At 67.8% G+C, this 25264-nt stretch carries 20 protein-coding genes and 3 pseudogenes; 8 read left to right on the forward strand and 15 right to left on the reverse strand.

Annotated features, from left to right (window positions below; all coding sequences use genetic code 11):
- Positions 1-235: 235 nt before the first annotated feature.
- The 4 genes from OG718_RS00445 to OG718_RS00460 form a co-directional block, all read right to left on the reverse strand.
- Positions 236-2188, reverse strand: coding sequence for a thiamine pyrophosphate-dependent enzyme (locus OG718_RS00445; protein ID WP_328842696.1), 1953 nt, complete (start codon positions 2186-2188; stop codon positions 236-238).
- Positions 2185-3798, reverse strand: a complete 1614-nt coding sequence (locus OG718_RS00450; RefSeq protein WP_328842697.1) for a glutamate synthase-related protein — start codon at positions 3796-3798, stop codon at positions 2185-2187. The genes OG718_RS00445 and OG718_RS00450 overlap by 4 nt, the downstream gene beginning before the upstream one ends.
- A gap of 112 nt (positions 3799-3910) precedes the next feature.
- The gene (locus tag OG718_RS00455; protein ID WP_328842698.1) at positions 3911-4567 is read right to left on the reverse strand and encodes an NADPH-dependent FMN reductase; all 657 of its coding nucleotides are present in this window, start codon (positions 4565-4567) and stop codon (positions 3911-3913) included.
- 340 nt (positions 4568-4907) lie between these two features.
- Complete coding sequence (locus tag OG718_RS00460) at positions 4908-5690, reverse strand: dioxygenase family protein (protein ID WP_328842699.1); 783 nt, start codon at positions 5688-5690, stop codon at positions 4908-4910.
- 160 nt (positions 5691-5850) lie between these two features.
- Between OG718_RS00460 and OG718_RS00465 the strand changes: the two genes are divergently transcribed.
- The 8 genes and pseudogenes from OG718_RS00465 (at position 5851) to OG718_RS00495 (ending at position 14395) form a co-directional block, all read left to right on the forward strand.
- A complete protein-coding gene (locus tag OG718_RS00465) occupies positions 5851-6357 on the forward strand; it encodes a MarR family winged helix-turn-helix transcriptional regulator (RefSeq protein WP_328842700.1) in 507 nt (168 codons plus the stop codon).
- Between the two features lie 954 nt (positions 6358-7311).
- Positions 7312-7638, forward strand: a complete 327-nt coding sequence (locus tag OG718_RS54260) for a hypothetical protein (RefSeq protein ID WP_443054850.1) — start codon at positions 7312-7314, stop codon at positions 7636-7638.
- Between the two features lie 5 nt (positions 7639-7643).
- Positions 7644-7865, forward strand: a pseudogene (locus tag OG718_RS54265) (MBL fold metallo-hydrolase); the annotation flags it as partial.
- Positions 7866-7983: 118 nt separating this feature from the next.
- Complete coding sequence (locus tag OG718_RS00475; protein WP_328842702.1) at positions 7984-8337, forward strand: hypothetical protein; 354 nt, start codon at positions 7984-7986, stop codon at positions 8335-8337.
- A 94-nt stretch (positions 8338-8431) separates the two neighbouring features.
- Positions 8432-8821: a winged helix-turn-helix transcriptional regulator gene (locus tag OG718_RS00480; RefSeq protein WP_328842703.1), complete on the forward strand. Its 390-nt coding sequence runs from the start codon at positions 8432-8434 to the stop codon at positions 8819-8821.
- A gap of 186 nt (positions 8822-9007) precedes the next feature.
- On the forward strand, positions 9008-11416 hold the full coding sequence (locus tag OG718_RS00485; protein ID WP_328842704.1) for an ATP-binding protein: 2409 nt from the start codon (positions 9008-9010) through the stop codon (positions 11414-11416).
- Positions 11417-11762: 346 nt separating this feature from the next.
- Entirely contained in the window at positions 11763-12977 is a 1215-nt protein-coding gene (locus OG718_RS00490; protein WP_328842705.1) for a hypothetical protein, read from the forward strand.
- Positions 12978-13198: 221 nt separating this feature from the next.
- Positions 13199-14395 (forward strand): PTS fructose transporter subunit IIC, encoded by a 1197-nt coding sequence (locus OG718_RS00495; RefSeq protein ID WP_328842706.1) that lies wholly within the window; start codon positions 13199-13201, stop codon positions 14393-14395.
- A gap of 659 nt (positions 14396-15054) precedes the next feature.
- On the opposite strand, the pseudogene OG718_RS00505 reads toward OG718_RS00495, so the two are convergent.
- The 11 genes and pseudogenes from OG718_RS00505 to OG718_RS00555 all read right to left on the reverse strand — a co-directional run bounded on the left by OG718_RS00505 (position 15055) and on the right by OG718_RS00555 (position 25238).
- Positions 15055-15380 (reverse strand): annotated as a pseudogene (locus OG718_RS00505) (helix-turn-helix domain-containing protein).
- Positions 15377-15616, reverse strand: a complete 240-nt coding sequence (locus tag OG718_RS54270; protein ID WP_328847999.1) for a tyrosine-type recombinase/integrase — start codon at positions 15614-15616, stop codon at positions 15377-15379. The pseudogene OG718_RS00505 and the gene OG718_RS54270 overlap by 4 nt, the downstream one beginning before the upstream one ends.
- A 225-nt stretch (positions 15617-15841) precedes the next feature.
- Positions 15842-16653, reverse strand: a pseudogene (gene folP, locus OG718_RS54275) (dihydropteroate synthase); the annotation flags it as partial.
- Complete coding sequence (gene pabB, locus OG718_RS00520) at positions 16650-18446, reverse strand: aminodeoxychorismate synthase component I (RefSeq protein WP_328842708.1); 1797 nt, start codon at positions 18444-18446, stop codon at positions 16650-16652. The pseudogene folP and the gene pabB, both read right to left, overlap by 4 nt.
- The gene (gene folD, locus OG718_RS00525) at positions 18443-19309 is read right to left on the reverse strand and encodes a bifunctional methylenetetrahydrofolate dehydrogenase/methenyltetrahydrofolate cyclohydrolase FolD (RefSeq protein WP_328842709.1); all 867 of its coding nucleotides are present in this window, start codon (positions 19307-19309) and stop codon (positions 18443-18445) included. The genes pabB and folD overlap by 4 nt, the downstream gene beginning before the upstream one ends.
- A 12-nt stretch (positions 19310-19321) precedes the next feature.
- The gene (locus tag OG718_RS00530) at positions 19322-20242 is read right to left on the reverse strand and encodes a methylenetetrahydrofolate reductase (RefSeq protein ID WP_328842710.1); all 921 of its coding nucleotides are present in this window, start codon (positions 20240-20242) and stop codon (positions 19322-19324) included.
- A gap of 221 nt (positions 20243-20463) precedes the next feature.
- Entirely contained in the window at positions 20464-21123 is a 660-nt protein-coding gene (locus tag OG718_RS00535; protein ID WP_328842711.1) for a CoA transferase subunit B, read from the reverse strand.
- Positions 21123-21902 carry a CoA transferase subunit A gene (locus OG718_RS00540; protein ID WP_328847655.1) on the reverse strand — a complete coding sequence of 260 codons (780 nt, stop codon included), beginning with the start codon at positions 21900-21902 and terminating at the stop codon, positions 21123-21125. Before OG718_RS00540 ends, OG718_RS00535 begins: the two co-directional genes overlap by 1 nt.
- Positions 21903-21922: 20 nt before the next feature.
- A complete protein-coding gene (gene fahA / locus OG718_RS00545) occupies positions 21923-23179 on the reverse strand; it encodes a fumarylacetoacetase (RefSeq protein ID WP_443054851.1) in 1257 nt (418 codons plus the stop codon).
- Positions 23176-24036 (reverse strand): hypothetical protein, encoded by an 861-nt coding sequence (locus tag OG718_RS00550; RefSeq protein ID WP_328842712.1) that lies wholly within the window; start codon positions 24034-24036, stop codon positions 23176-23178. Before OG718_RS00550 ends, fahA begins: the two co-directional genes overlap by 4 nt.
- Positions 24033-25238, reverse strand: coding sequence for a homogentisate 1,2-dioxygenase (locus tag OG718_RS00555; RefSeq protein ID WP_328842713.1), 1206 nt, complete (start codon positions 25236-25238; stop codon positions 24033-24035). The genes OG718_RS00550 and OG718_RS00555 overlap by 4 nt, the downstream gene beginning before the upstream one ends.
- Positions 25239-25264 lie beyond the last annotated feature (26 nt).

Consider the following 25264-nt stretch of genomic DNA (forward strand, 5'->3'; position numbering starts at 1 on the left):
CTCTGAACAGAGCCCGCGACGGGCGGAGAGGCGCCCTCCAACGTGGCTGGGCTGCGTGGCCAGCGGGCCCTCGGCGGTCCGCTTGCCTATGTCGGCCGGTCCCCAGCGGGAACCAGGCTCGCACCTGTCCCGGATACGGCAATGGCCTCTTTCGTGGGCCGACCGCTGTGAGCCGGCCCATGAGGGAGCCCTGACCTGAGGCGCCGCGGTCTTCGGCCGCGGCCCCGGTTGGTCGTCACACGAGGGTGGCGTCGGTGCGCAGGTGCAGGAGCGCCGGGCCGTCAGTGGCAAACAGCGTGCGCATGGCGTCGTCGAGTTCGGTCGGCGTGCCGGCCGTGAGCCCGGTGGCGCCGCAGGACCGGGCGAAGTCGGCGAAGTCGGGATTGACCAGGGAGGTCTGCCAGACGGGCAGGTGCCCGGCGAGCTGCTCCTTGCTGATCTTGCCGAGGGAGCCGTTGTCGAGCAGGACGTGCTTGATGGGCATGTGGTGTTTGACGGCGGTGGTCAGTTCGGCGAGGTACTGGCCGAAGCCGCCGTCGCCGGTGACCGCGACTATGGGCCGGCTCGGATCGGCGGCCCAGGCGCCCATGGCGGCCGGGTAGCCGAAGCCGATGGAGCCGAGGTAGCCGGACATCAGCACGGGCTGGCCGGTGCTTTCGAAGTAGCGCCCGAAGGAGTACGCATGGTTGCCGACGTCCACGGTCATCACGGCGTCAGTGGGACAGTGCCGGGTCAGGGCGGCGAACACGGCGGCCGAGGACAGGCCCTGGCCTCGGTCGTCGGCGGCCCGGCGCTCCTTCTCCTTCCGCCAGATGGCCCAGCGGGCGGCGACATCGTCGCGCTGGTCCTCGGCTTTTACGTCGTGGCCCAGGCCCTCCAACAGCTCGGTGAGGGTGACCGCGGCATCGCCCAGCAGGCCGACATCGACACCGGTGAACCGTCCGATCACTGCGGGGGTGTCGTCGACCTGGATGATCGGCTTGTATGGAGCGATGCCGGTGTGGTTGGCGAACGAGGCACCGACCACCAGCAGCAGATCGGATTCGTTCATCAGCCACGAGGCCACCGGTGTGCCGGAGCGGCCCAGGACGCCCGCGCCGAGGGGGTGGGTGTCGGCAACGAGGCCCTTGGCACGGAAGGTGGTGAGCACCGGTGCACCGAGCCGTTCCCCGAGAGCGGTGACCTCGGCCTGGGCGCCGCGTGCGCCCTCACCGACGATCAGAACGGGCCGTCGTGCGGTGCGCAGGCGTTCCAGGGCCGCCGTCAGCTCGGCGGCAGGCGGCGTCACGGCCAGGTTCGCCTGCCGTCCGGCGGGTGAGCCGGCCTTCGCGTCCGAGGGCTGATCCTGGACCTCGTCGGGCAGCACCAGGTGGGCCACGCCGCGGCCGTCGAGGGCGTGCTTGACGGCCGTGCCGGCCAGTTCGGCGTGATCAGAGCCGGCGTGCACGGTGACCGTGGAGAGGGCCACGTCGCGGAAGACGGCGGACAGATCGACGTCCTGGAAGGCACCGCAGCCCAGCACCGTGGAGGGCACCTGCCCGGACACGGCGAGCACCGGGGCGCTGTCGAGGCGGGCGTCGTACAGTCCCGTAAGCATGTTCGTCGATCCCGGTCCGGCGATGCCGAGACAGACCGCGGGGCGGCCGGTGAGCTTGCCGTAGGCGCTGGCGGCAAAGGAGCCGGCGCCCTCGTGGCGGATGCCGATGTAGCGCAGCTCGCCGCGCTCCTCGGCCCGGCGCACGGCCTCGGCGAAGCCCAGGTTGGAGTGCCCGACCATGCCGAAGACGGTGTCCACGCCCCAGGCCACCAGCGTCTCGACGAGGACGTCGGAGACACTGCGTGGACGTTCGGACTCCGCGGGCAGCGCCACATAGGCGCCGTCCGCCCGTTCCTCGACCTCGTAGGAGGCGGGGGCGTCGCTGAAGCCCTCCGGCGGGCGGCCGTCGGTCGGGTTGTAGTCGTAGCCGTGCCAGGGGCAGCGCAGCCAGCCGTTCTCGATCGAACCCTCTCCAAGCGGGCCGCCCTGGTGGGGGCAGTGGTTGTCCAGCGCGCCGAGCTTCCCGGCGCAGCGGGACAACGCGAGAGCTCGGCCGTCGACCACGGCGGTGTGCACCCGCCCCTCGTCGGGGAGTTCGTCGAGTTTGTGCCAGCGTGTGGCGCCGTCGCTCTGGTGCTGCTTGTCGGTCATCGCTTCGCTCCCGCGTAGGTGACGCCGGCCAGCTCAGCGACGTCGTGCTTCCAGGTGGTCAAGTCGTGTGCGGTGAAGGCGCCGAGCCGGTCGTGGCCACAGGCCCGGGCCAGGACCTTCATCAGCTGGGTGGCCGACTCGAAGTAGCGGGTGAGCTGCGCCGCGGCCCGCTGCACGGGCAGCCGGGCCCGCAGGTGCGGCTGCTGCGTGGCGATGCCCATGGGGCAGTTATCGGTGTGGCAGGCGCGCATCCCCACGCAGCCGATGGCCTGCAGCGGCACGTTGGACAGCGCGAGCGCGTCGGCGCCCAGCGCGAGGGCCTTGGCCATGTCCTGCGGCCGGCGCAGTCCCCCGGTCGCGATCAACGTGACATGGCGGGCGCCGGAGGTGTCGAGATGGCGGCGGGCTCGGGCGAGCGCGGCCATCGTCGGCACGCCGATGTTGTCGCGCAGGATGGTGGGGGCCGCCCCGGTGCCGCCACCGCGGCCGTCGAGGATGACGTAGTCCACGCCCATCTCCAGGGCGGCGTCCAGGTCGGCCTCGACGTGCTGGGCCGACATCTTCACCCCGATGGGGATCCCGCCGGAGCGTTCCCGCAGATGGGTGACGAGGTCGGCGGCGTCGCGCAGGGTCGTCCAGTCCGGGAAGCGGGCCGGGGAGACGGCGGAGGTGCCCTCGGCAAGGCCGCGGACCTCGGCGATCCGGCCCGTCACCTTGTGGCCGGGCAGATGGCCGCCCGTGCCTGTCTTCGCGCCCTGGCCGAGCTTGAGGTGCACGGCCTGGACCTTCTCCAACACCGCCTCGTCCCAGCCGAAGCGCCCCGAGGCCAGCTCGTACAGGTACCGCGAATTGGCGGCCTGTTCCTCGGGCAGCATGCCGCCCTCACCGGAGCAGATCGCGGTGCCCGCGCCCTCCGCGCCCATCGACAGCGCCGTCTTCGCCTCGGCCGAGAGGGCGCCGAAGCTCATGTCGGAGACGAACAGCGGGATGTCCAGGCGCAGGGGCCGCGCGGCGGCCGGGCCGATAGTGACCGCGGTGTCGACGGGCTCGTCGTCGAGGAGGGGAAATCGGTGCAGCTGGGCTGTGAGGAATTGCAGGTCGTCCCAGTCCGGCAGGTCGGTGCGCGGCACGCCCATGGCGGCCACGTCGCCGTGCGCGCTGCTCAGGCCGCGCCGCGCCATGCGGTGGATCTCGGCGACGTACGGCTCGGCCGGGGTGTTCTGATGCGGATCGTTGTAGAGCCGGTCGTACGTCGACTCCGTCACCGGCGATGGGTTGGCGTCCTGGTAGGCCACCAGTTCGGCTTTGTCGATCACCACGTGCTCACCCTCGCGGCGGGCGGTGAAGCGATGGATGCGTTCGGCCGGGTTGTACGCCGAGACCCCGGTGTCCAGACGGAAGTCCCACCCGTGCAGACCGCAGACGATGTTGCCGCCCTCCACCCGGCCGTCCGCCAACAGCGCGCCCCGGTGCGGGCAGCGCCCTTCGAGTACCGCCACGTCCTGGCCATGGCGGACTACGACCAGGTCCACTCCGTCGGCCTGCGCGGCCGCCGGAACGTCGCCGACCAGCTCGTCCCAGCGGGCGAGGGGGATGAAGGGGCCACTCATGACAAGACTCCAAGGCAGGTGAACAAATGAGGGGTGACGGAGAACGGGCAGGTGACCGCCGGTTGGAACCGGATCAGCTGCCTGGGGCGGCCGTGCGGTGCGGTGCGCAGGGTCAGACGGTCTGGCCTGGGGCGGGGTGGGCGTGTCGGCAGACGCCGATCTGGTGGGCCCAGGCGTTCTTGACGCGGGGGTAGTGTGTGGCGGCTTCTACGAGGTTGACGAAGTCGATGACGTTCGCGTCGAACCGCTGTTGGAGGTAGCTGTCCGACAACAGGCCGCCGGTGGTCAACATGGTGTCGGCACGGGCCAGAGAGAACATGCCGGGATAGACGCGGGCGCCAAGGTGTTCGAGGGGAACGCGCAGGGCCCACAGTCCGCGGTTGCCGCCGACCATGGAGGGCGATGCCGACATGAGCAGTGTCTGGCGGTCGCTGAACGGCTGAGGCCGGAAGCGGGACACCCAGTCGAGAAGGTTCTTCAGCACGCCGGGAATCGAGGCGTTGTACTCGGGTGAGACGACGACGAGTGCGTCCGCGTCCTCCAGTCGCCGTTTGAAGTGTTCGGCGCCGAGCGGAATGCCGTTTCTGGCCTCGGCGTCGCCGTCGTAGTCGGGGACGGCGAAGTCCTTGACGGTGGCGAGATCGGCGACCGAGCCATCTGCCTCGATTGTTGCAGCCGCCAGTCGTGCCAGCTGGGTGTTGAGGGAATCGGCCCGCCCTGATGCGGACACGACCAGAAACCGCAGTGGCTCGCGTGTGGGTGTGTTCATCTCTGTCGTCTTTTCTGGCGTGTTCGGCGGGAGGGGACGATGGAGGAGGCGGGCCGACGTAGGCGCCGGGGTGTTCGAGGAGGGCCGCGCAGGACTCGCCGCCCGCGACACTCGCCGAGGCACGGGCGGCGGCGTATTCCGGCTGAGCGCATGAGCGCGCTCAGCTCCGGTAGGCGTGCTCAAGCATGAGGACGAGACCGCTGCTGAGAAGCAGGGTGGTCACTGCGAGGAGGAGCACTTTCGTGCGCTCGCGGGCGTGAGGAGTCATCGTGCTGCCTTCCTGAAGCGTTCATCCGGGGGTGAGCGATCGGCGATGTGCCCCGGCAGGGGCGGGCGGGTGTCAGCCGAACTGCACTGAGCGCTTGGACATGCCCAGCCAGTAGCCCTCGATGACGGCCTGCTGGGTGGGCAGTTCATCGAAGGCTGCGCCGAGAGTGACGGCGAGCGGGACGAAGTGCTCCTCGCGCGGGTGGGCATACAGGGCGGCCGGCGCCTTGTGCTTGAAGTCGAGGATCGCGTCCACGTCTCCCCCGGCCAGGGCTTGCTTGCCCCAGTCGTCGAACTCGGCCATGAACGGCAGCACGTGGTTGGCGGTGTTCAGGGCGCGCAGGTTGTGGGTGAAGTGACCGCTGCCGACGATGAGGACTCCTTCGTCGCGCAGCGGGGCGAGCCGGCGCCCGATGTCCATCAGCTGCTTCGGCTCGAGGGTGGGCATGGACATCTGCAGGACGGGGACGTCGGCCGCCGGGTACATCTGTGTGAGCGGGACGTAGGCGCCGTGGTCCAGGCCCCGGTCGGGCAGGTCATGGACTGGCATGCCCGGGCCGCGCAGGAGCTTGCGCACCTTGTCGGCCAGATCGGGGGCGCCGGGGCTCGGGTACTGAACGCGGTAGAAGTGCTCGGGAAAGCCGTAGAAGTCGTAGGTCAGCGGCACCGTGGTGGTCGCTCCCAGGGCGAGCGGTGCCTCCTCCCAGTGTGCGGAGATCATCAGGATCGCGGTGGGGTGCGACAGGGCGGCCCCCCAGCGGGCCAGTTCGCCGGGCCAGATCGGGTCGTCCGGGAGACTGGGCCCGCCGTGACTCATGTAGATGGCGGGCATCCGTACAGGTGTTGCGGCGTTCATCGCTCTCCTTGGTGGGGCAGGCCTGATCGGGGTGGATCTCTTCGAGGCGGGGCTGAAGGGTGGGACGGGAGTCCTCCGCGGAGCACTCAAGCGGCGGCAGCGGTGCCGGGCCACGACCGGCGCAACGTGACGCTTCAACCTGGGCGGGTATCCTCGGCGAATGACGGATGCGCAATCGGGCGAGCCCAGGCCGGAGCCGGACTGGCTGACCGACAATGAACTGGCTGCGTGGGAGCCGCTGGCCGCCATGCTGGTCAAGCTTCCGCCCGCGCTCGACGCGCAGGTCCAGCGCGACATCGGCGTGAACCATTTCGAGTACGGAGTCCTCGCCAACCTCGCCAAGGCCTCCGACCGCAGGCTCCGCCTGCGGGAACTGGCCGCCAGGGCGAGCGGGTCGCTGTCGCGTGTGTCCCATGCGGTGAAGCGGCTTGAGCAACGCGGCTGGGTGGTCCGCGAACCGACCCCGGACGACTCCCGCTACGCCGATGTCGTGCTCACGGACGCCGGATGGGCGGCTGGAGCGGCAGCCGCTCCAGGGCATGTGGCCACGGTGCGCAGACTCGTCATTGATCACCTCAGCGCCACACAGCTGCGCTATGTGCGCAGCATCTGCACCCGCGTCGTCAAGCAGCTCGACATCGACGAGGTGGAGCAGCGCCGACGCTAGCCGCGCGGTCACACCTTGCGGGTCGGCCGCCCGCCTGCCGGCGACCGCGGGCGCGCGGCAGGAAACACTGCTGCTCGCAGACCCGAGGCCGCCCCCGTCGCGGACGGTGGCTGCTGCCTGATCGGCTCGCACTGTGCGCAGAGCGGGCAGCGGCCCGATGCTGTGTGCTGGGCCAGCCGAGAGGGCTGCACGAATGCCGCCACTCTCACCCAACGCGTCCACACGCGTCGTCACACCCCGGCTTCGGTCCGCCGGTGGCAGGCGGGGCGCGACCGGGCAGCCACCGGCACTTATGCCCGCACAGGACCTGTCCATAGAAACCTTGCTTTCGACGCCAGCGCGGATCTCGCGTCCGAATAAGCGCGTCGTCTATTGGGGAAGAATTGTGCCGCACGGGCCGGTTGAACACGGGCCACACGAGGGGAAACGGCACGGCATCGTGACCGTATTCCCATTCCAGAATTCCCGCTTTTGATGCATTCCGGCGGGCGGAAATTCACCCGGTCGAGAAGCCGTGACTCAGTATTTGATTCATGACGCACAGGCTTCCAAAATTGGACAAATCCCGCCCGATGCACGCTGGAACAGTACCTCGATCAGGATGAACGTTCAAGCAGGCAACATGAACCTTCAATGTGATGTGCACCATATTCACTGATCACAGGGTCACTGAGTTGACATGACGTGATCAGTTGATCATTCGCAGCTGATCGCGTGACGTGGACGGGCGCATGACGCCACCGAGGCGTTCGGGTCAGTCGCACAGCGAACCTCGATCCCTCCATGAGTCACGCGGAACGAACCTCGTCAGACGCAATTGACCAGGTCAGCAAAAGCGGATTCCTGAGGGAATTTTGATCGCAGGCTCGGAGCCGGTTACGGTGATCCCGCAGTCGTCCGGGTGCCACATTTCAGTGAACCCAGGAATTCATTTCACGGAAAACAGAGGTTCTCGTGATAGACCGTCGTTTCGTCATCCAGCGAAGTGGCGTCACAGCAGGCGTGGTCGCGCTCGCCGCGGCAGGACTGGGCTCGCCGGCCCCCGCCGCAGCCGCCCCTACGACGCCCGCCACCGGCTTCCTCCCGCTCCCGGAGCACGCGAAGCCGCTGCCTATGCCGCCCGAGGGGTACCGACTCGAGCGCGTCGGCAAGAACGGCTACGTCGTCAGCGCTGGCATCGCCCAGGGCTACTTCTTCGTCACGCGCACCGGCGTCGTCATGCTCGACGCGGTCGCCAAGTTCCTACCCCTGGCGTCAAGCGGGTCACAGACAAGCCGGTGACCCACGTGATCCTCACACACGACCACGACGACCACATCGCCGGCGCCGTCAAGTTCCCCGACGCCACGTTCGTCTCCCACAAGATGACCGCCGAGGTCCTGCGGATCTACACCGATCCCGAGCGCCCCGTGCCGGACATCACCTTCTCCGGTAAGCACCACAGCCTCACCGTGGGCGGCGAGCGCTTCGAGCTGATCTACCCGGGCCCGAACCACGAGCACGGCAACATCATCGTCTACCTGCCCAAGCAGAAGATCGTGATGATGGCGGATGTCGTCGCGCCGGGCTGGGCGCCGTACATGCACTACGGCAACGCCGACCACATCCCCGGGCATCCTCGAGGCGATGGACGCCATCCTCGAACTCGACTTCGAGGTCTTCCTGGGCGGCCACACCTACCACACTGGCAACCGGTACGACGTCGAGGCCTGCCGCTCCTTCTTCGTGGACCAGTGGAACTGGACGGTGCAGGCGATGAAGGACATTCCCATGGACCTGAGAGTCGTCGAGGAGGGCAACATCTGGGCGGCGCAGGCTGTCTGGTTCAACCGCATCGCCGACCACGTGACGCCCCGTCTGATCGAGAAGTACGGCACGGAGCTCGCCGCAGTAGACGCGTTCACGCACGACAACATCAAGGCCATCATCGTGTCGGCGTTCACCGACGATCCCAAGATCCCGGCGGACGCCCTCCGGTAGGCCGTGCACCCACGTGACATCGGGGCGCCTGTCCGCAAGGAGGATGCGAGGCCGGCACCGCTGCGGCAACAGGGCCTCCAGATAGGCTGACGACGTGATCGAGACTCCCCGGGACGCAGCCGAGCTCTACGGAACAGGCACTCCCACGCGAGAGGCTTTCGAGAGGCTGGCCAACCGCTGGACCATGCTCATCACCTACACCCTGGAGGCCGGGCCCGCCCGCTTCAACGACCTCAAGAAGCAGCTCGGGGTGAGCGGCGAGATGCTCTCCCGCGTCCTGCGCGACCTCGAACGCGACGGCCTGGTGGAACGGCGGGTCTTTGCCGAGGTACCGGTACGCGTCGAGTATGCCATCACCCCTCTGGGCACCACCATGTGCTCCGCCGTGCACGCGGTGCGGGAATGGGCGGAGCAAACCGCAGACGCGATCAGCACGGCACGCGCGACCTACGACGAGCGGTCACAGGCGAAGCCGTCGCACTGACGACGCCGCGTGCCACAGATCGGTGGACCGCCCCTTCCGCATGGTCAGAACGTGTGAGTGATGCCCACATCTGCACCGTCCACCGCCGGTCCAGGGATCCTCACTCAGCATCCGTACGACACATCGGACGGCGTATGCAACCGAACCGGCAAACCGACATATTTTCCGCACAATACAAGGCGTGACATGACAAGCGTGCCCTCAACTCCGGGCAACCTACCGGCATCCTTCACCACTTTCGTGGGCAGGCGGCGCGAAGCCGCCGAAGCCCGTCGTCTTCTCGGCACCGGGCGGCTGGTGACACTCACCGGAGCCGGCGGGATAGGAAAGACGCGGCTGGCACTGGAAGTGGCCACCGCGTCCAGAAAGGCCTTCCCGGACGGCGTGTGGCTCGTGGACCTCTCTCCGGTGAACGATCCCGCAGAGGTGCCGGGCGCTACCGCGGCCGTGCTGAGAGTGCCGGATCGGGGCGAGCGGACTGCCCTTCAGCAGCTTGCGGGGTATCTGACCCGGCACCAGGCACTGATCGTCCTGGACAACTGCGAACACCTGATCGATGCCTGCGCCGGGCTGGCGCAGACTCTGCTGTCAGCCGCTCCCGACCTGCGCATCCTGGCGACGAGCCGCGAAACCCTGGGCATCACCGGCGAGCGCCTTTACGCCGTGCCACCCCTGACACCGGACGAGGCCGTCGAGCTGCTGCGGGACCGGGCCACCGCCATCCAACCGGAGTTCCAGGTCACCGACACCAACCGCGCCCAGATCTCCCGGCTCTGCGAAGAACTGGAGGGGCTGCCGCTGGCCATCGAACTGACCGCGGCCCGGTTGCGCGCCTTGACCGTCGAGCAGACGACAGCCCGCCTGACAGACCGGTTCGCGCTGCTGATCGGCGGCAGTAGGACCACACCACTGCGGCAGCGCAGTCTGCGAGGCGTGATCGACTGGAGCTACGAGCTGTGCACACCGCCAGAACAGCTACTCTGGCGGCGCCTTTCGGTCTTCGCCGGCGGCTTCGCGCTGGACGCGGCCGAGAAGGTCTGCGCAGGAGACGGCATTGCGGCTGATGAGGTGCTGGCTCTTCTCGAGCGGCTGGTCGCCCAATCCATCGTGCTGACCGCCCAGGTTGAAGGGCTACCCCGTTACCGGTTCCTGGAGACCATCCGTGAGTACGGCAGAGCACGCCTGAGCGAGTCCGGCGAGGAGCAGATCCTGCTGCGCCGACACCGCTCCTTCTATCTGGATCTGGCCGAGCGCCTCGCCGATGCCTGGTTCGGCCCTGGCCAGGAAGAGTCATTGGCCCGGCTGCGTATCGAACACGCCAACCTCCGGGTGGCGCTGACGGGCGAGGGCCAGAAAGTGGCCACGGTGAGTTGGGCAGGCTCAGACCGAACTGAAGCGCAAAACACAGGCCCCGAGCCGAGCGGGCGGTGCATCGCCTCCAGCCAGGATGACGCGCAGGCGGCGCTGCGCATGGTAGCCGCGCTGCGCTTCCACTGGTGTGCCGACGGATTCCTTGGTGAAGGGCGTCGCCACTTCGACGGGATCCTCGCTGCCGCGCCCGAGCCCACCCCGGCCAGGGCCAGGGCCCTGTGGGCAGCATCCTGGGTGGCACTATTGCAGAGCGACTTCGCAGCAGCGGCCCGCTGGCTCGATGAGGCCGCAGAGCTGGGCGAACAGCTGGACGACCCGGTGGTGCACGCGTATGTCGAGGGTTTCCGAGGCGCATCAGCAGCCTTTCAGGGCGAGTACGAGCAAGCTGCCCTCTGCTACGCGGGGGCGGTGGCCGCCCATGAGGCGGCCGACGACCAGCCAGCCACCGTGTTCTGGCTGTTCCAGCTGGCCAAGATCCAGTCTCAACTCGGCGACCCCCGCGCGGCGCAGACAGGCCAGCGGGCACTGGCCCTCGCCGAAGCCCGAGGGGAACGGCTAACGCGGTCCTACGCGCTGTGGGCGCTGGGTTACGAAGCCTGGGTACGCGGCGAAAAGGAGATGAGTTTGGCATGGGCACAGACCGGGCTGGTGATCCAGCGGGGCTTCAACGACCACATCGGGGCCACCATGCTGCTGAGTCTTCTTGCCTGGAACACCGCCTCCGGCGGTGACCACACGCGTGCCGCACACCTACTGGGCGCGCTACGCGCCCTGTCCCGGGACCTCGGCGCCACCACCTCGGCCGCTCTGGGCGACCGGAACGCCTCCTGTGAACAAGCGGTCAGCACGGCCCTGGGCCCCACCGCCTACGAGAAAGCTCTCACCGAGGGTGGCCGGCATGACAGCCCGGGCAGAGCCATCGCCTTCGCCTTGGACACAGGAAGCGGCCCCGCCGGGAGCGCCCCGGTCACCAACCCGAACCCCCTGACGCGCAGGGAGCAGCAGGTCGCCACGCTGGTGGCCCAGGGCATGACCAACCGCCAGATCGCCTCCACGCTCGGGCTGTCACCACGCACAGTCGACAGCCACATCGAGAACATCCGGGGCAAGCTCGGTTTCGCCTCCCGCGCTCAGGTCGCAGCCTGGTGGGCAGAGAAACAACCAGCACTCCGTAAAACTACGGATAGCCGGGCGGGAACTCCCGCCTCGATGCTTCTCGCATGACGCACATCAAGGAGGCAAAGCACGGGGCGCTGGCTTCGCATCCCGTGCACACCCATAGGCGGGACGCCCGCCCGCGTCGGGGCTCGAGGGGGAATTACCCCCGGCCCGATTCGCGTGGCGCGGGGTGAAGGTATCACCTTCGTCTCCTTGTACGGCGAATGCTGCTCCGTTTATGGAATTCTGTACGCACCTTCGAACCTGCTGAATCCCTTGCATGCGCTGCATTGCCTGAAAGGGAGAAGTGCATCGCATAAAGGTGATCAGGAAACAGTCTCCTTCGGAGTTGCAGTGCAATGGATCCATTTCGTGATCATCGCGTGACAAAAGGAAGAAGATGAGATCAGTAATGAGATCGAAGCGCCGCGTTGGGGTGCTACTCGCCAGTGCCGCCGCGATGGTGGCGGCACTGGCAGGTCCTGTCCACTCGGCGGTGGCTTTCCCTGCCACCCCGACCGCGGCTTCCGCCACGGAGCCTTCGAGCGAGCCGAGTCAGGCGCAGTGGAAGCAGCTCGGCAAGGCCGCTGATGCCCATTCCGCGCTCGGCGTCTTCGGGGACTCCGACCCGGTACTGACGCTGCCGGCAGACACGTCCGCCGGGGAGAAAACCAAGGTTGAGGCGGCAATCCCGTCCGGCATGAACGTCGCCGTCAAGACCAGCAAATTCACCAGGGAAAAGTTGGAAAAGATCCAGAAAACAGTGACGGCGCGCAAGTGGCACAGTGACGCGGACACGTACAGCGTCGGCGTTCAGTACGACGGACGGAAAGACAAGGTGGTCGTCGACACCGATGCTCCAGCGTCGGCCACGGAGTCATTGCGCAACGCGTACCCCGGCGCGATCGAGGTGCGCTCCGCTCGCTTCGAACCCCAGGCCGGCATCCGGTTCAACTCATGGTCCCCCTTCTATGGCGGGATTGCATTGATATCACCTGGAAAAGGTGGGTGCACCGCCGGGTTCGCTGTCAGGTCGAGACTATCCGGCAACGAATACATGCTGACCGCAGCACACTGCTACGACACCAGCGCTCAGGTCTACAACCGCAGGACAGACTGGTCCAATGGCCAATGGGTGGGAACGGTCGTTGCGCGGTGGACGACATTTGACACGGAAACTCTATTGGGACCGGTGTACGACTCTTACATCCACACAGGCGGCTACGACACCAGCAGCCAAACCCACTTTGTGCACGGGACGGCGTGGGTCGCCTCCAACCTGAAGGTGTGTGTGAGCGGTGCTGCGACGTACAACCACTGCGGTCACCCGATCTCCAACACGAGCTACTCCGTCTGCTGGTCGGGCACTACCGTGTGCATCAGTGATGGCAGGGGTTTCCTCTACGACCGGGGAGGGACCAACTGGCCCTCCTACAACAACGGGAACAGGACGGAAGTCGGGGACTCCGGCGCCCCCATCTACACGACCGACCAAACCAACTCGGCTGCGTGGATTGTCGGCATGCATGCAGGCATCGTGTGGAGTGACTGCTGCACGCCGCACATGGTCGGCGTGAACTGGAACAAGATCAGCTCCACGACGGATCTCTCCCTCATGACCCGGTGAGCCACTGAGCCAGCCCGGCAGACGCTGACGGAGATACGGGTGCCGGCTGCCTGGGGACAGCCGGCACCGCCCGGAAACCTTCCGCCTCGCCACGCTCCCACACTCACGAGCCGGCATCCCTTCCCGACAGGCCTGGGCGCAGACGTCACACCAGCCCACCACCGGTCCGTCGTGGCCCCAGCCGCCTGCACGGCGGCGTCGCAGACATCTGGAGCTTCACCATGTCCCACCCCCATAACCGCACCACCGCGCCGGCCACCCCCATGAACCGCAGTGACTCCCGGAGCCGACACATCGGCATCAGGCTCAGCAGATGGCTGGTGTCCGGGACCCCGTACATCGGAGCCTTCACCGCGCTCTCCGCATTGCTGGTCGTCCTGGCTCTGGCAATCAGCGGTCCTCGCATCGCCGAATCGGCCTCCCAGGCCCTGTACACCGGCGACTGGAGCCAACCCCTGACCTGGGCCGCGTTGCTGCTCAAGGTCGGCCTCAGCGGGCTGGCCTTCCTCCCTGCGCTCGTCGCCGCTTACGTCGCCTACGGCATGGCCGACCGGCCCGCAGTTGTCCCCGGGTTCCTCGGCGGCATGGCTGCAGTGGGGATCGAGGGCGGCGCCCTCGCCGGGCTGGTCGCCGGGCTGGTCGCCGGTGCGGCCACTCTGGCCCTGCAGCGTATGTCCGTCCCACCGGCGCTGCGTGGCATCACCTCCACCGTGCTGTTCCCGCTGCTGGCCACCGTGACGACCTCGCTGGTGATCTTCGCGTTGATCGGAGCACAGCTCACGTCCATGACCGAATGGCTGCACGGGCAGCTGGCCGGACTGCAATTCGAGAGCGCCCCCTTGCTCGGGCTCATCCTCGGCCTCATGGTTTGCTCCGACCTCGGCGGGGTGATCAGCAAGGCTGCCGTCGCCTTCGCCATGGTCGGTGTAAACGGTCCCGACCCGTCGAAGTTCAACACGCTCAACATGACCATCATGGCCACGGTCGTGGCGGCCGGCATGGTTCCCCCGTTGGGCCTAGCGCTGGCTGCCCTCGTACGCCGCAAGCTATTCACCGAGGCCGAGCGGGACTACGCAAAGACGTCCTGGTTGTTCGGCGCGGCCTTCATCCCCGAGGGTTCCGTCCCGTTCGCGCTTGCGGATCCCCTGCGGGTGATTCCGGCCTCGATGGCGGGCGGTGCCGTCACCGGTGCCCTGGCCATGACCTTCGGTACCACTCTCAGCCTGCCGTACGGCGGCGTCTTCGCCGCCGGACAGTTCGGTAGGCCGCTACTACTCGCCGCGGTCATAGCCGCCGGTGTGCTGACCACCGCCAGCCTCACGATCGCCCTCAAAAGCTTGCATCGCACTTCACCGGCCAAGACCATCACACCTGCCGTCCCCCGCCGCGACCGCGGGAAGACCTCGGTGGCGGGCTGAGCCCAGCTCATCCGGCGTCAAGCCTGGGAGGCCCCTTGCTAGCGCCGCCACGACGGCGAGGAGCAGAGGACGTCTGAAAAGCCCGTCAGCGGGCTGTCTTGCGAGGCGGTGCACGTCCTTTCACAGGCGGCGGCACCGTCCCAGCCAGGCGAATGTCCGCTCCATCGCCCAAGCACACTGCGCTTATGGAAAATCAAAGCAGTGAGCGGAGGCCGATAATCGGCCGTGAGGGCCTGCAGCGGTTGGCCGCTGTGGCCAACGGTTGCGGGGCCGGCTGAGCGACGAGGGGAACAGGTCGTCATGCGCAACGACAGTGACGCCGGCCCCAGAAGACGATTCCGGTGGTGCCGGACGGGCAGGTGTGGGCGGCGCTGCCGGAGGTCAACCGGCAGGCGGTGGCGGGACAGTTGGGCCCGCAACCAGGCCCAACTCGCAGCCGAGCCCCGCAGGTTCTTCCACCGCCGCCAGCGCCAGCCCCACATCGTCCGCGGCTACTTCGGCGGCCCCCACGTCCGCTACACCCCTCGAAGAGAACCATTTGAGTTTCTGATCAATAGCAGGCTTTGCAGGAATGTCCGGGCAGCTGTCCTCGGGAAAAGCAGATCTTGCACGAGGCAGGCGGCTTGTCCGCTCTGGGCGGTGTCAACGTTGATCGCCCGTCAGGTCAAGGGAAAGGATCGGCCGTCACGACGCCGAGGCACCACGGCGGGCGCCGTCCCGCCGGCGACTGCTGGTGTCGGCTCGGCCTCCTGGCCGGGCCGGGCACTTACTGCGGCTCGGGAATCAGCAACTCGCCGGTCTCACAGCCGAGGACCACGCAGATCACGTCGAGGTCATCGAGTTTGAGGGAGACCGGCTGTCCGGACCACAGCCCGGACATCTTCCCCGCCGAGCTCACCAGGCCGTGCTTGGCCAGGCTCCGTTGCAGTTCAGGCGCCTTCCAGACGCCCCGGTTCGCCACGGTCAGTCGCAGGTTCCACCTCATCGGACCAGACCTTCCAGCTGCCGAGCGGCTCGTTCGTGCCCGGCCACCCAGGCATCCTCGACCCGCGTGCGGTGCACGTGGATGTATCGCATCGTCGTGGCAGTCCACGAATGGCCCAAGACTTCCTGAATCGAGATGAGATCCAGGCCGTTCAAGTACAGCTCGGACGCGCAGAAGTGCTGAAGGACGTGCGGAGTCAACTTGTCCACCCAGACCCGCAGTCCGACCTCGGCCATCAGCTTGGCGGCCACGTAATTGCGGGCCGTGGGACCGAACTTGCGGCAGGTCGCCAAGTCGCCGCCCCCGCTGGTGAACAAGGCGGCGACTTCGTCAGTGTTCGGCGGAATCCGAAGCCGAGCGTCTTCGCTCCCACACGGCCGGTTTATCTCATCGATCGGGTACTTGATGGTGCTCAGCCTGGAGAGCAGGGCGAGATCGTGCGGAGGGTACTTGGCGAAGCCGAGACCGGGGTCGAGAACGAGCTGCTCGCGTGCGACGCCGACAGCAAGGGCGGCTTCGACCCGGGTCAGCAGCTCGCGCCGGACGTCCGCGACGACGTCGTCGTAGTGTGCCGCGGCGTACATCTGCCGGCTGTGATCGCGCCAGTGCGTCAGTACCCAGGGGACGCCCGCATCGGCGACCACAGTGGCCATGGCGGGGTCGGCCAGTCCGCCGCTGACGAGAACGGCGCCGACGGCGATGGCAGCCTCTGCGCCTCGGACACGCGTGGTGCCGATGCTCACGGCGACGCCTGCCCTGGCCAACTCGGTCACGACCGGCAGCACGCGGCGGAGCTCCTCCTCAGTCGGCACACGGTCGGCTCCGGGCGAGTCGATTCACCGCCGATGTCGACCTGGTCGGCTCCTGCCGCAGTCATCCGCAGGCCGTGCACCACTGCCCGCGCCGTGTCCTGGAAACGTCCGCCGTTGGAGAACGAGTCCGGGGTGACGTTGAAGATGCCCATGACCCGGCACTGTTGCGGCCGGGTCGATACCGGAACGGTCCTGGTTGAGTCAGTGGTCAGCAGCATCGCAGTGCGGCTTCTGGGCTTGGCGGATACGCAGGTGTCCAGTGGGCGGCTTCCCGGCGACCAGCGAGGCTCGGATCTCACCGCCGGTCGCGGCCCGGCCTGTGTCGGGGGGCGCGAGACGAGCGGGTCTGGACTGCCCGGTCGCCGTTTGGCAGCCGCTTCCTCCCGGCCGGGTAACCGAGTTCCTCGCAGCCATCGCTCCTTCTGGGCGGAGCGGTTGCCTAGGCTCGGCACCCTGATCATCGGCGCACTACTTTCCGTCCCGTGCCGGCGACCCCTGCCACGGAGCCGAGAAGGAGTGCCTGCCGCCAGCCCTGCAGTGAACTGACCACGGCGATCGCCTCTGCCTCCCGCAGGTCGCGGACGTGGAGCCGACGCTCTTGCAGGCGTCCGAGGTCGAGCAGACGGGCGCGTTCGACTCCCGGTAGGCAGCCCGATGAAGTCGGCGGCGTCCACCAGCGGCCGCCGAGCCGGACCGCGAGCGTGGCGACGGTCGTCTCGGTGATGTCGCCGTCCTCGTTGACCAGCACGACATCGTCGGCGTCCGGATGCCGCAGGGTACGCGTGAGGTAGGGGTCACGACGGGTCGTCTTGTGCTGCAGCCACGCACTGCGTCTGTCGACGGGCTCGTCGTCCACGGCGAGGAGTACAGGGCGGGCGATGACCGGTTCAAGGTCTTGCACATCGACGGTGACATCGCCGGTCCGTCCCAGAAGTACCCGCACACAAGTGGGTTCGGTTCGCCCTTCGAGGGCACGTTGGATGCGGTTCTGGACGGTGTCCTGGTCGAAGCTGAAACCGAACCAGGCAGCCGAGTCGGCCATCCGCGCGAGGTGGCGCGCGTGGTTGCGCAAACCCGTCAAGGGATGAAAGGCCATGGATTCCAGCAGTTGGTGGTCGCCGGAGTCGTGTGCCAGCACTGCCGCCTTGGCGTGCACCTCGGCGCGCTCGGGCCCCGGTTCCGAGCCCCAGGTGATCCCGCCGCCGACGCCGTAGACGGCCCGGCCCGACATCCGGTCCACAAACGCGGTCCGGATGGCCACGCTGAACCGGGCGCGCACCGGCGCGGTCGGTGGAGCGACCAGTCCGATGGCCCCGCAGTAGACGCCGCGGGGGCCCGGTTCCAGTTCGCTGATCAGTTGCATGGTGCGCCGTTTGGGGGCGCCGGTGACCGACCCGCACGGGAACAGGGCCCGGAAGATGTCCAGCAGGCCTGTGCCGGGCGGTAGCCGAGCGCTGACCTGTGAGGTCAGCTGCCAGACGGTCGGATACCGCTCGAGTGTGAACAGCTCGTCCACCCGCACGCTGCCGTGCTCGGCGATCCGGCCGAGGTCGTTGCGTAGAAGGTCGACGATCATGAGGTTCTCGGCCTGTTCCTTGCTGTTGGTCCGGAGCGCACGGGATTGGCGGGCGTCCTCGGCGATGGTGCGGCCCCGGGGGGCGGTGCCCTTCATCGGCCGTGTGCGGACCTCACTGTCGGCCCATTCGAAGAACAGTTCGGGGCTGGCGCTTGCGATGACGTGCTCACCGAGATCGAGGTAGGCGTTGTACGCCCCCCGCTGTGCCAGAGCGAGGCGCGTGTAGAGCGCCTCGGGAGTCTCTGTAAGCGTGGCGCGCATCCGGTCCGTGAGGTTGCACTGGTAGGTCTCACCGGCAGCGATGTGCTCACGGACGCACGCCACAGCGCTGGCATGCTCGGCGTCACTCCAGGTCGGCCGCCAAGAGGTGACCCGGGAAGCGGACGACTCCTCGGGGCGCACGGGTTCGACGCGGGCGGGCTCGTCACACAGTCCGAACCAGATCAGCGGAGGCTGACCCGGCTGCCAGCCACCGGGCAGCTTGGGATCCAGGGCTGCGGCTGCCTCGTAGGCCACGTAGCCGAAGGCCCAGCTGCCCTCGGCGGTGGCCTCGTCGACCTGCCGGAGGATGGCGGGCACGTCCTCCGGGCGCTCCCCTGCCAGCACCCGGAACGGCGGTGGGCAGCGCAGGGCCGTGCCCGTGCGGAGGTCGTCGAATCGTGCCCAAGGCCGGCTCATGGCCGGCCGGCCATGCCCTGCTGGCGTCGCGCGGCGGTGAGCGTGTTGGCCAGCAGCATGACGATGGTCATCGGGCCCACACCGCCCGGGACGGGGGTGATCCGAGCGGCGACCTCGGCGACAGCGGCCGTGTCGACATCGCCGCACAGACCGGTGTCGCGGCGGTGAATGCCGACGTCGACCACGGTCGCGCCGGGCTTGACCGCGGCCGGGCCGATGAGCTCGGGAATGCCGGCGGCCACGACGAGGATGTCGGCTCGGCGGCAGACAGCCGACAGGTCCCGGGTACGGGAGTGGCACGTCGTCACCGTGGCGTCGCGCTCCAGCAGAAGCTGGGCCATTGGCTTGCCGACCAGGGCCGAGCGGCCGACGACGACGACTTCGGCGCCCCGCAGCGGAACGTCGTACTGATCGAGCAGCACGATGATGCCCGACGGGGTGCAGGGGCGCAGCCCTGGTCGCCCCTGGGCGAGCAGCCCTGCGTTGGCGGTGGTCAGCCCATCGACGTCCTTGGCCGCCGGAATCAGGGCAAGCAGTGCCTCCGCGTCCAGGTGGCCCGGGGTGGGCAGTTGCAGCAGTATCCCGGAAACAGCGGGGTCAGAGGCGAGTTCGTCGATCAGTGCCGCAGCGGTGGCCTGGTCGACGTCGGCGGGCAGATGCCGGTGGTGGTCGCGGATGCCGACCTCGGCGCAAGCTCGTCGTTTGTTGCGGACGTAGACGTGCGAGGCAGGGTCGTCCCCGATGAGTACTGTCGCCAGGCCGGGAACGGTCCCGCCGGCAGCGACCAGTTCGGCGACGCTTTTCGCGATGTCCTCGCGGACTCGCCGCGCAGTCGTCGTCCCATCGATCAGCTCAGCGGACATGGAGGCTGCCTTTCAGAAGACGGTGGTGGTGTTGCTGTTGCGGAGCGCGCGCTTTTCCAGGTGCGGGCGCACCGCCAGGCCGCGCAGCGCGCGCTTGCGCCAGGCCTCGGTGGGCTCGAGGTCGTTGAAGGTGAAGACGTGGAAGCCGGCGATGGTGTTCTCGGGCTTGCCCAGGTGGGGCGCCAGGCCGTTGATGATGCCGTCCGGCCGGTAGCCGCCGGGCAGGAAGAAGCGCCAGAACAGGTTCTGCTGCTTTTTCAGGAACTTCACCGACTGGCCGATACCCAGCCCGCTGGAGATGCGTAGCAACTTCTGGCGGTGGACCGCGCCGGGCACGCCGATATACACCGGCAGGTCGATGCCGCGGTTTCTCAGTTCTCGGGCCCAGCCGAGGATGGCCTTGGGGTCGAAGACGATCTGGGTAGTGATGTGGGTAGCCAGGGGTGCTTTGTCCTTCAGCGCCTGGAACAGCGCTTCGTCGTCCGCTTCCGGGTGGCCCTCCGGGTGACCGCCGATACCGATGTCGGCGAAGCCGTGGCCGATCTCGTGCAGAGCTCGCAGTAGTTCCATCGCGTCGGCGAAGGCCGTCGGAGTGCCGGTGCGATCACCGCCGACGACGAAGACTCCGGTGATACCCGCTGCGCTGCACCGGGTCACGATCTCCGCCAAGTGGGCGCGGTCGCGGATCTGGTGGGCCGACAGGTGCGGCGAGACCGAGTAGCCGTGACCGGCCAGCGCGACAGCGAGTTCGACGGTCGCGTCCTGTCCCTTGGCGCGGGATACGGTCACGGTCAGCGGCACGCTCATGGGCACGTGGGTGAGTACCGCTTCCTCCGTCTTCTTGAACGGGATCACCTCATAACCGAGGTGTCCCAGGGTGCGCCGCAGATCCGCGCGCACGCCCGCGTCCCGGGTGAAGGGCAGACGGTTCACGATGGCTGGTTCTCCTGGTGTCAGCGGGCAGGTCAGGGTCCTCGTTGCATGGGGTGAGCGGTTCGTGGCCTATGACTTCAGAACACAACCGTGGTGATGCCCTGGCGACGGGATGCAGCGGCCCGAACAACAGGGTGAGCTCGGATCCCCGAGCTCCGCCATGACGTCGTGGAACGGAGTCTGGCGCGCTGCAGGTCGACTGGTCTGTATCGAGATTCCTTCTATGGCCCGTGCTTCAGGCCCATGCCAAGTGGGGGCTCAGTTTGCTCCTTGACCTCGTCCTCGGTGACGCCGGGTGCGAGTTCGACCAGCTTGAGCCCCCCGCCTTCTGACGGTGGCGTGATGTCGATGACGGCGAGGTCGGTGATGATGCGTTGCACGACTCTCTTGCCGGTGTAGGGCAGGGAGCACTCTTTGACGATCTTGTAGCTGCCGTCTCGGGCGACGTGCTCCATCAACACGATCACCCGCTTGGCGCCATGGACCAAGTCCATCGCGCCGCCCATGCCCTTGACCATCTTCCCGGGGATCATCCAGTTGGCGATGTCCCCGGCCGCCGAGACCTGCATCGCTCCCAGGATCGCTGCGTCGATCTTGCCGCCGCGGATCATCCCGAAGCTCGTGGCCGAGTCGAAGAACGACGCGCCACGCCGCACGGTGACGGTCTCCTTGCCGGCGTTGATCAGGTCGGGATCCTCCTCCCCGTCGTTCGGGTACGGGCCGACACCGAGAATGCCGTTCTCAGACTGCAGGACGAGCTCGACATCGTCGGCGACATGGTTCGGCACTAGAGTCGGCAGACCGATGCCGAGGTTCACGTACGACCCGTGTGTCAGTTCCGAGGCAGCCCTGGCCGCCATCTGTTCCCGCGTCCAGGCCATCAGGCTTCGCTCCTTCCCCTCACCGTGCGCTTCTCGATCCGCTTTTCGGCGGCTTGGTCCGGCGTCAGAGCGACCACGCGCTGCACGAACACGCCGGGCGTGTGTACTTCGTTGGGATCGATGTCGCCGGGTTCGACGAGGTGCTCGACCTCGGCGATCGTGATCTGCCCGCACATCGCTGCCAGCGGGTTGAAGTTGCGCGCGGAGTCGCGATAGACGAGGTTGCCGTGCCGATCGCCCTTCCACGCACGCACCAGCCCGAAGTCGCACACGATTGCCCGCTCCAGGACGAAGTCCCGGGCGCCGCCAGGTGTGTCGAGCGTCCGGATCTCCTTCGGGGGCGACTCCAGCTCCACGTTGCCGTACGCGTCGTACTTCCACGGCAGGCCGCCCTCGGCGACCTGCGTGCCCACACCGGTCGCCGTGTAGAACGCAGGGATGCCCGATCCTCCGGCGCGCAGCCGTTCCGCCAGGGTGCCCTGGGGGGTCAGCTCAACCTCCAGTTCGCCGGAGAGGTACTGCCGTGCGAACTCCTTGTTCTCGCCGACGTACGACGCGACCATCCGGCGAATCCGTCCCCGGGACAACAATCGCCCCAGACCCCATTCGTCGACACCGGCGTTGTTCGAGACGGCCTCGAGCCGGTCGACACCAGTGTCGAGGACAGCCTCGATCAGGGCCGCCGGGATGCCGCACAGACCGAAGCCGCCGACCGCCAGGGAAGAACCCGAGGCAATGTCCGCGACGGCCTCGGCAGCGGATCCGACGGCCTTGTCCAGTCCCCTGCGCGCACGATCAGTCACGGCGCCTCGCCCTCCGCGGTGGCCGGCTCGGAGACGATTCGCCCACGCACCTCGCCGAAGCCGATCATGGTCCCGTCCGGTCCCGGAGCCGTCGCCGAGATCACCACCTCGTCGCCGTCTTCGAGGAACGTCCTGGTGGTGCCGTCCGGCAGTATGAGCGGCTCGGTCCCGCCCCAGCTGAGCTCGATGAACGAACCCCGCTGATCCCGCCCGGGCCCGCTCACCGTGCCAGAGGCGAACAGGTCGCCGGTGCGCAGTGAGGAGCCGTTGACCGTCATGTGTGCCAGCATCTGTGCGCCGGTCCAGTACATCGACGCGAACGGCGGGTGTGAGACCACGTGGCCGTTCAGAGCCACCTTGAAGTCGATGTCGATTCCCCATGAAGGCGTGGCCGCGTCATCGAGATAGGCCGCCGGCCGGGGATCGCGTACCGGTGGCCGGACCCTGGCAGCCTGAAGAGCCTCGAGCGGAACGATCCACGGTGAGAGCGACGTGGCGAACGACTTGCCGAGGAAGGGACCCAGGGGCACATACTCCCACGCCTGGATGTCGCGAGCGGACCAGTCGTTGACCAGGCAGACGCCGAACACGTGCTGCTCGAACGCGTCCAGCGGCACGGCCCGCCCTCGCGGGGACGGGGCACCCACCACGAAGCCCAGCTCGACCTCGATGTCCAGGCGAGTGGACGGACCGACGACGATCTCGCCGTCTGGACGACGGCTCTGCCCTCGTGGACGCCAGACCGGCTCGCCGGACACCACCACAGTGCCGGAACGGCCGTGGTACCCGATGGGCAGGTGCTTCCAGTTCGGTGTCAGCGGCTCCTGGTCAGGCCGGAACATCCGCCCGAGGTTGGTCGCGTGATGTTCCGACGCGTAGAAGTCGACGTAGTCGCCGACCGTGAACGGAAGGCACATGGTCACATCTTCGAGCGGGACCAGCAACGGCTCGAGTGCGGTGCGATAATTCGTGTCACTGAGCCAGGTTCGTACCTCGCCACGCACCGCTGCCCAGGTGTCCGGGCCGGCAGCCAGCAGCTCATCCAGGCTGCCTCGGGCGAAGAGGCCCGCATCGATACGTCGCGAACGCGCGCACGCGGCAGCCAGATCCAGGACGCACTCGCCGATGCGCACACCGACCCGCCGACCGGAGCCGGCGTCGAAAACGCCATAGGGCAGTGTCTGGAGCCCGAAAGGGTGGTCTTCGGACAGACCGAGCCACGTCGACGGCATGTCGGTCGCACTCGTGGTCATGCGGCTTTCTCCTGGAGAAGTCGGAGGTCGTTGAGGTCGGCGAGAGGTTCCTCGATGCTGCAGGTCCCAAAGGAGCGGAAGTAACGACGTGCGTCCGCGGTGACCTCTGGAGAAAGGCGCCGGACCGCGTCGCCGACGGCGCGCACGTCCTGATGCGCCAGCACGTCGCGCACTTGTGGTGCGGTCGCTCGTGCGGCGGCAGCCGCTGTCGCGAGCAGCACGTTGAGGAAGCCGTGGTGCTCGAACCCGGTCACGGGATCGCGGTGCCGAACCCCGTGGTGCAGGCCGGCTGTCGCCTTGAACGGCAGCCCGTGCCGTACCGCCAGGTGCACCAGGTCCGCCAGAACGTCCTCGTCGGGAAAGTCGGTTGTGGCCAAACCGCCTGTACGGACCTTGAGCCGGAGCCCAGCCGTGGCCAACGCCGCGCAGGCGGTGTCGTCGACATCGTGCGGTGACAGCTCGACATACCCGCTCATGCTCTCGGGCAGCATGTCACTCACCGTCGTCGCGGCCCGAAGTGAGGTGGCGGCCAACGGCAGTTCGACAGCGACGACACGGACACGTCGTTCCTCAGTTGCCGCGGCGATTGCCCGGCCCAGGTCTTCCACACCGCCGGGCACCGTGAGGGCGACGTCCAGAACCGTCTTGTCGGGCAACGCGTCGCGGAGCTCCTCCCACCGCGTCGCCGCACACACGAACGGCCCGATGTGACGAGCGTCGACCGACGCCTTCCACGCGAGGTGCCGGCGCACGGCTTCGGGCAGTGGTGCCTCCCCCGGCGGGAAGATCGCCGCGTCGTCGAACAGCGCATCGAAGAGCGCTCCGACGGCCGGCTTTTCCCTGGTTGGCGCGCTCACGACCGTGCCCCCCGGCCGGACCACGACCATGCGTACACGCCGTCGTCAGTGATTCGACCGGCCTCGCCGAGTTCGAGTGGACGGAAGGTGTCGACCATAACGGCAAGCTCGTCGAAGAACTCAATTCCCAGACTCATCTCTACGGCGCCCGGCTGCGGGCCGTGCGAGTGGCCTCCCGGATGCAGCGAGACCGACCCGACGTCGATACCGCTGCCCTTGCGCGCCTCGTAGTCGCCCCCCACATAGAACATCACCTCGTCGGAGTCGACGTTGGAGTGGTAGTACGGCACCGGCACCGCCTCCGGGTGGTAGTCGACCTTGCGCGGGACGAAGTTGCAGATGACGAAGTTGTGCCCCTCGAAGACCTGGTGCACCGGAGGCGGCTGGTGGATCCGTCCCGTGATCGGCTCGAAGTCGCTGATGTTGAAGGCGTAGGGGTAGAGGCAGCCGTCCCAGCCGACCACGTCGAAGGGGTGCCGCGGCACCACGTGCACCGTTCCGGCAAGCCCGCCCGGGCCGGTGCCGCGATGCTTGACGTACACCTCAACGTCCTGCTCGTCGACCACCTGCGGGTGCGCCGGCAGACGGAGATCGCGCTCGCAGTACGGCGCGTGCTCGAGGAACTGCCCATGCCGAGAGAGGTACCGCTTCGGAGGCACAATGTGGCTGTTCGCCTCAATGACGTACAGCCGGAGCGGGACGCCACCACTCGGCACCCAGCGGTGCGTCGTGGCTCGCGGCAGGATGACGTAGTCACCCGGGCCGACGGCCAGGTCTCCGAACACGGTCTCCACCGACCCCGTCCCGGCCTCGACGTACACACACTCGTCGCCCGTTGCGTTGCGGTACAGCGGCGAGGTCTCGCCAGCCGCCGCGTAGCTGATCCGCACGTCTGCGTTCCCGAGTACCAGACGCCGCCCGGTGACGGCATCCACGGCCTTCCACCCCTGGCCGGGGAACAGGTCGTGCAGACGGAGGTGACGCGGAGTCAGCGGGCTGTTCGCCACCGTCGTCAGATCGGGCAGTTCCCACTCGCGCGCCCCGATGATGGCCGACGGAACACCAACGTGGTAGAGCAGCGAGGAGTCCGAGGAAAAGCCCTCTTCTCCCATCAACTCTTCGTAGTAGAGGTTGCCGTCCGGATCCCGGTGCTGGGTATGGCGCTTGGACGGAACGCTGCCGACGCTCTGGTAGTGAGCCATGGGAAGTCTCCTTCGGAAGTGGCGAC

The sequence above is a fragment of the Streptomyces sp. NBC_00258 genome (assembly GCF_036182465.1).
Lineage (GTDB): Bacteria > Actinomycetota > Actinomycetes > Streptomycetales > Streptomycetaceae > Streptomyces.

What these genes read in the sequence shown, in the direction of transcription:
- OG718_RS00445 (WP_328842696.1), bottom strand. Translation starts at nt 2,188, where the DNA reads ATGACCGACAAGCAGCACCAGAGCGACGGCGCCACACGCTGGCACAAA.
- OG718_RS00450 (WP_328842697.1), bottom strand. Translation starts at nt 3,798, where the DNA reads ATGAGTGGCCCCTTCATCCCCCTCGCCCGCTGGGACGAGCTGGTCGGC.
- OG718_RS00455 (WP_328842698.1), bottom strand. Translation starts at nt 4,567, where the DNA reads ATGAACACACCCACACGCGAGCCACTGCGGTTTCTGGTCGTGTCCGCA.
- OG718_RS00460 (WP_328842699.1), bottom strand. Translation starts at nt 5,690, where the DNA reads ATGAACGCCGCAACACCTGTACGGATGCCCGCCATCTACATGAGTCAC.
- OG718_RS00465 (WP_328842700.1), top strand. Translation starts at nt 5,851, where the DNA reads ATGACGGATGCGCAATCGGGCGAGCCCAGGCCGGAGCCGGACTGGCTG.
- OG718_RS00475 (WP_328842702.1), top strand. Translation starts at nt 7,984, where the DNA reads ATGGACGCCATCCTCGAACTCGACTTCGAGGTCTTCCTGGGCGGCCAC.
- OG718_RS00485 (WP_328842704.1), top strand. Translation starts at nt 9,008, where the DNA reads ATGACAAGCGTGCCCTCAACTCCGGGCAACCTACCGGCATCCTTCACC.
- OG718_RS00490 (WP_328842705.1), top strand. Translation starts at nt 11,763, where the DNA reads ATGAGATCGAAGCGCCGCGTTGGGGTGCTACTCGCCAGTGCCGCCGCG.
- OG718_RS00495 (WP_328842706.1), top strand. Translation starts at nt 13,199, where the DNA reads ATGTCCCACCCCCATAACCGCACCACCGCGCCGGCCACCCCCATGAAC.
- OG718_RS54270 (WP_328847999.1), bottom strand. Translation starts at nt 15,616, where the DNA reads ATGGCCGAGGTCGGACTGCGGGTCTGGGTGGACAAGTTGACTCCGCAC.
- pabB (WP_328842708.1), bottom strand. Translation starts at nt 18,446, where the DNA reads ATGAGCCGGCCTTGGGCACGATTCGACGACCTCCGCACGGGCACGGCC.
- folD (WP_328842709.1), bottom strand. Translation starts at nt 19,309, where the DNA reads ATGTCCGCTGAGCTGATCGATGGGACGACGACTGCGCGGCGAGTCCGC.
- OG718_RS00535 (WP_328842711.1), bottom strand. Translation starts at nt 21,123, where the DNA reads ATGGCCTGGACGCGGGAACAGATGGCGGCCAGGGCTGCCTCGGAACTG.
- fahA (WP_443054851.1), bottom strand. Translation starts at nt 23,179, where the DNA reads ATGACCACGAGTGCGACCGACATGCCGTCGACGTGGCTCGGTCTGTCC.
- OG718_RS00555 (WP_328842713.1), bottom strand. Translation starts at nt 25,238, where the DNA reads ATGGCTCACTACCAGAGCGTCGGCAGCGTTCCGTCCAAGCGCCATACC.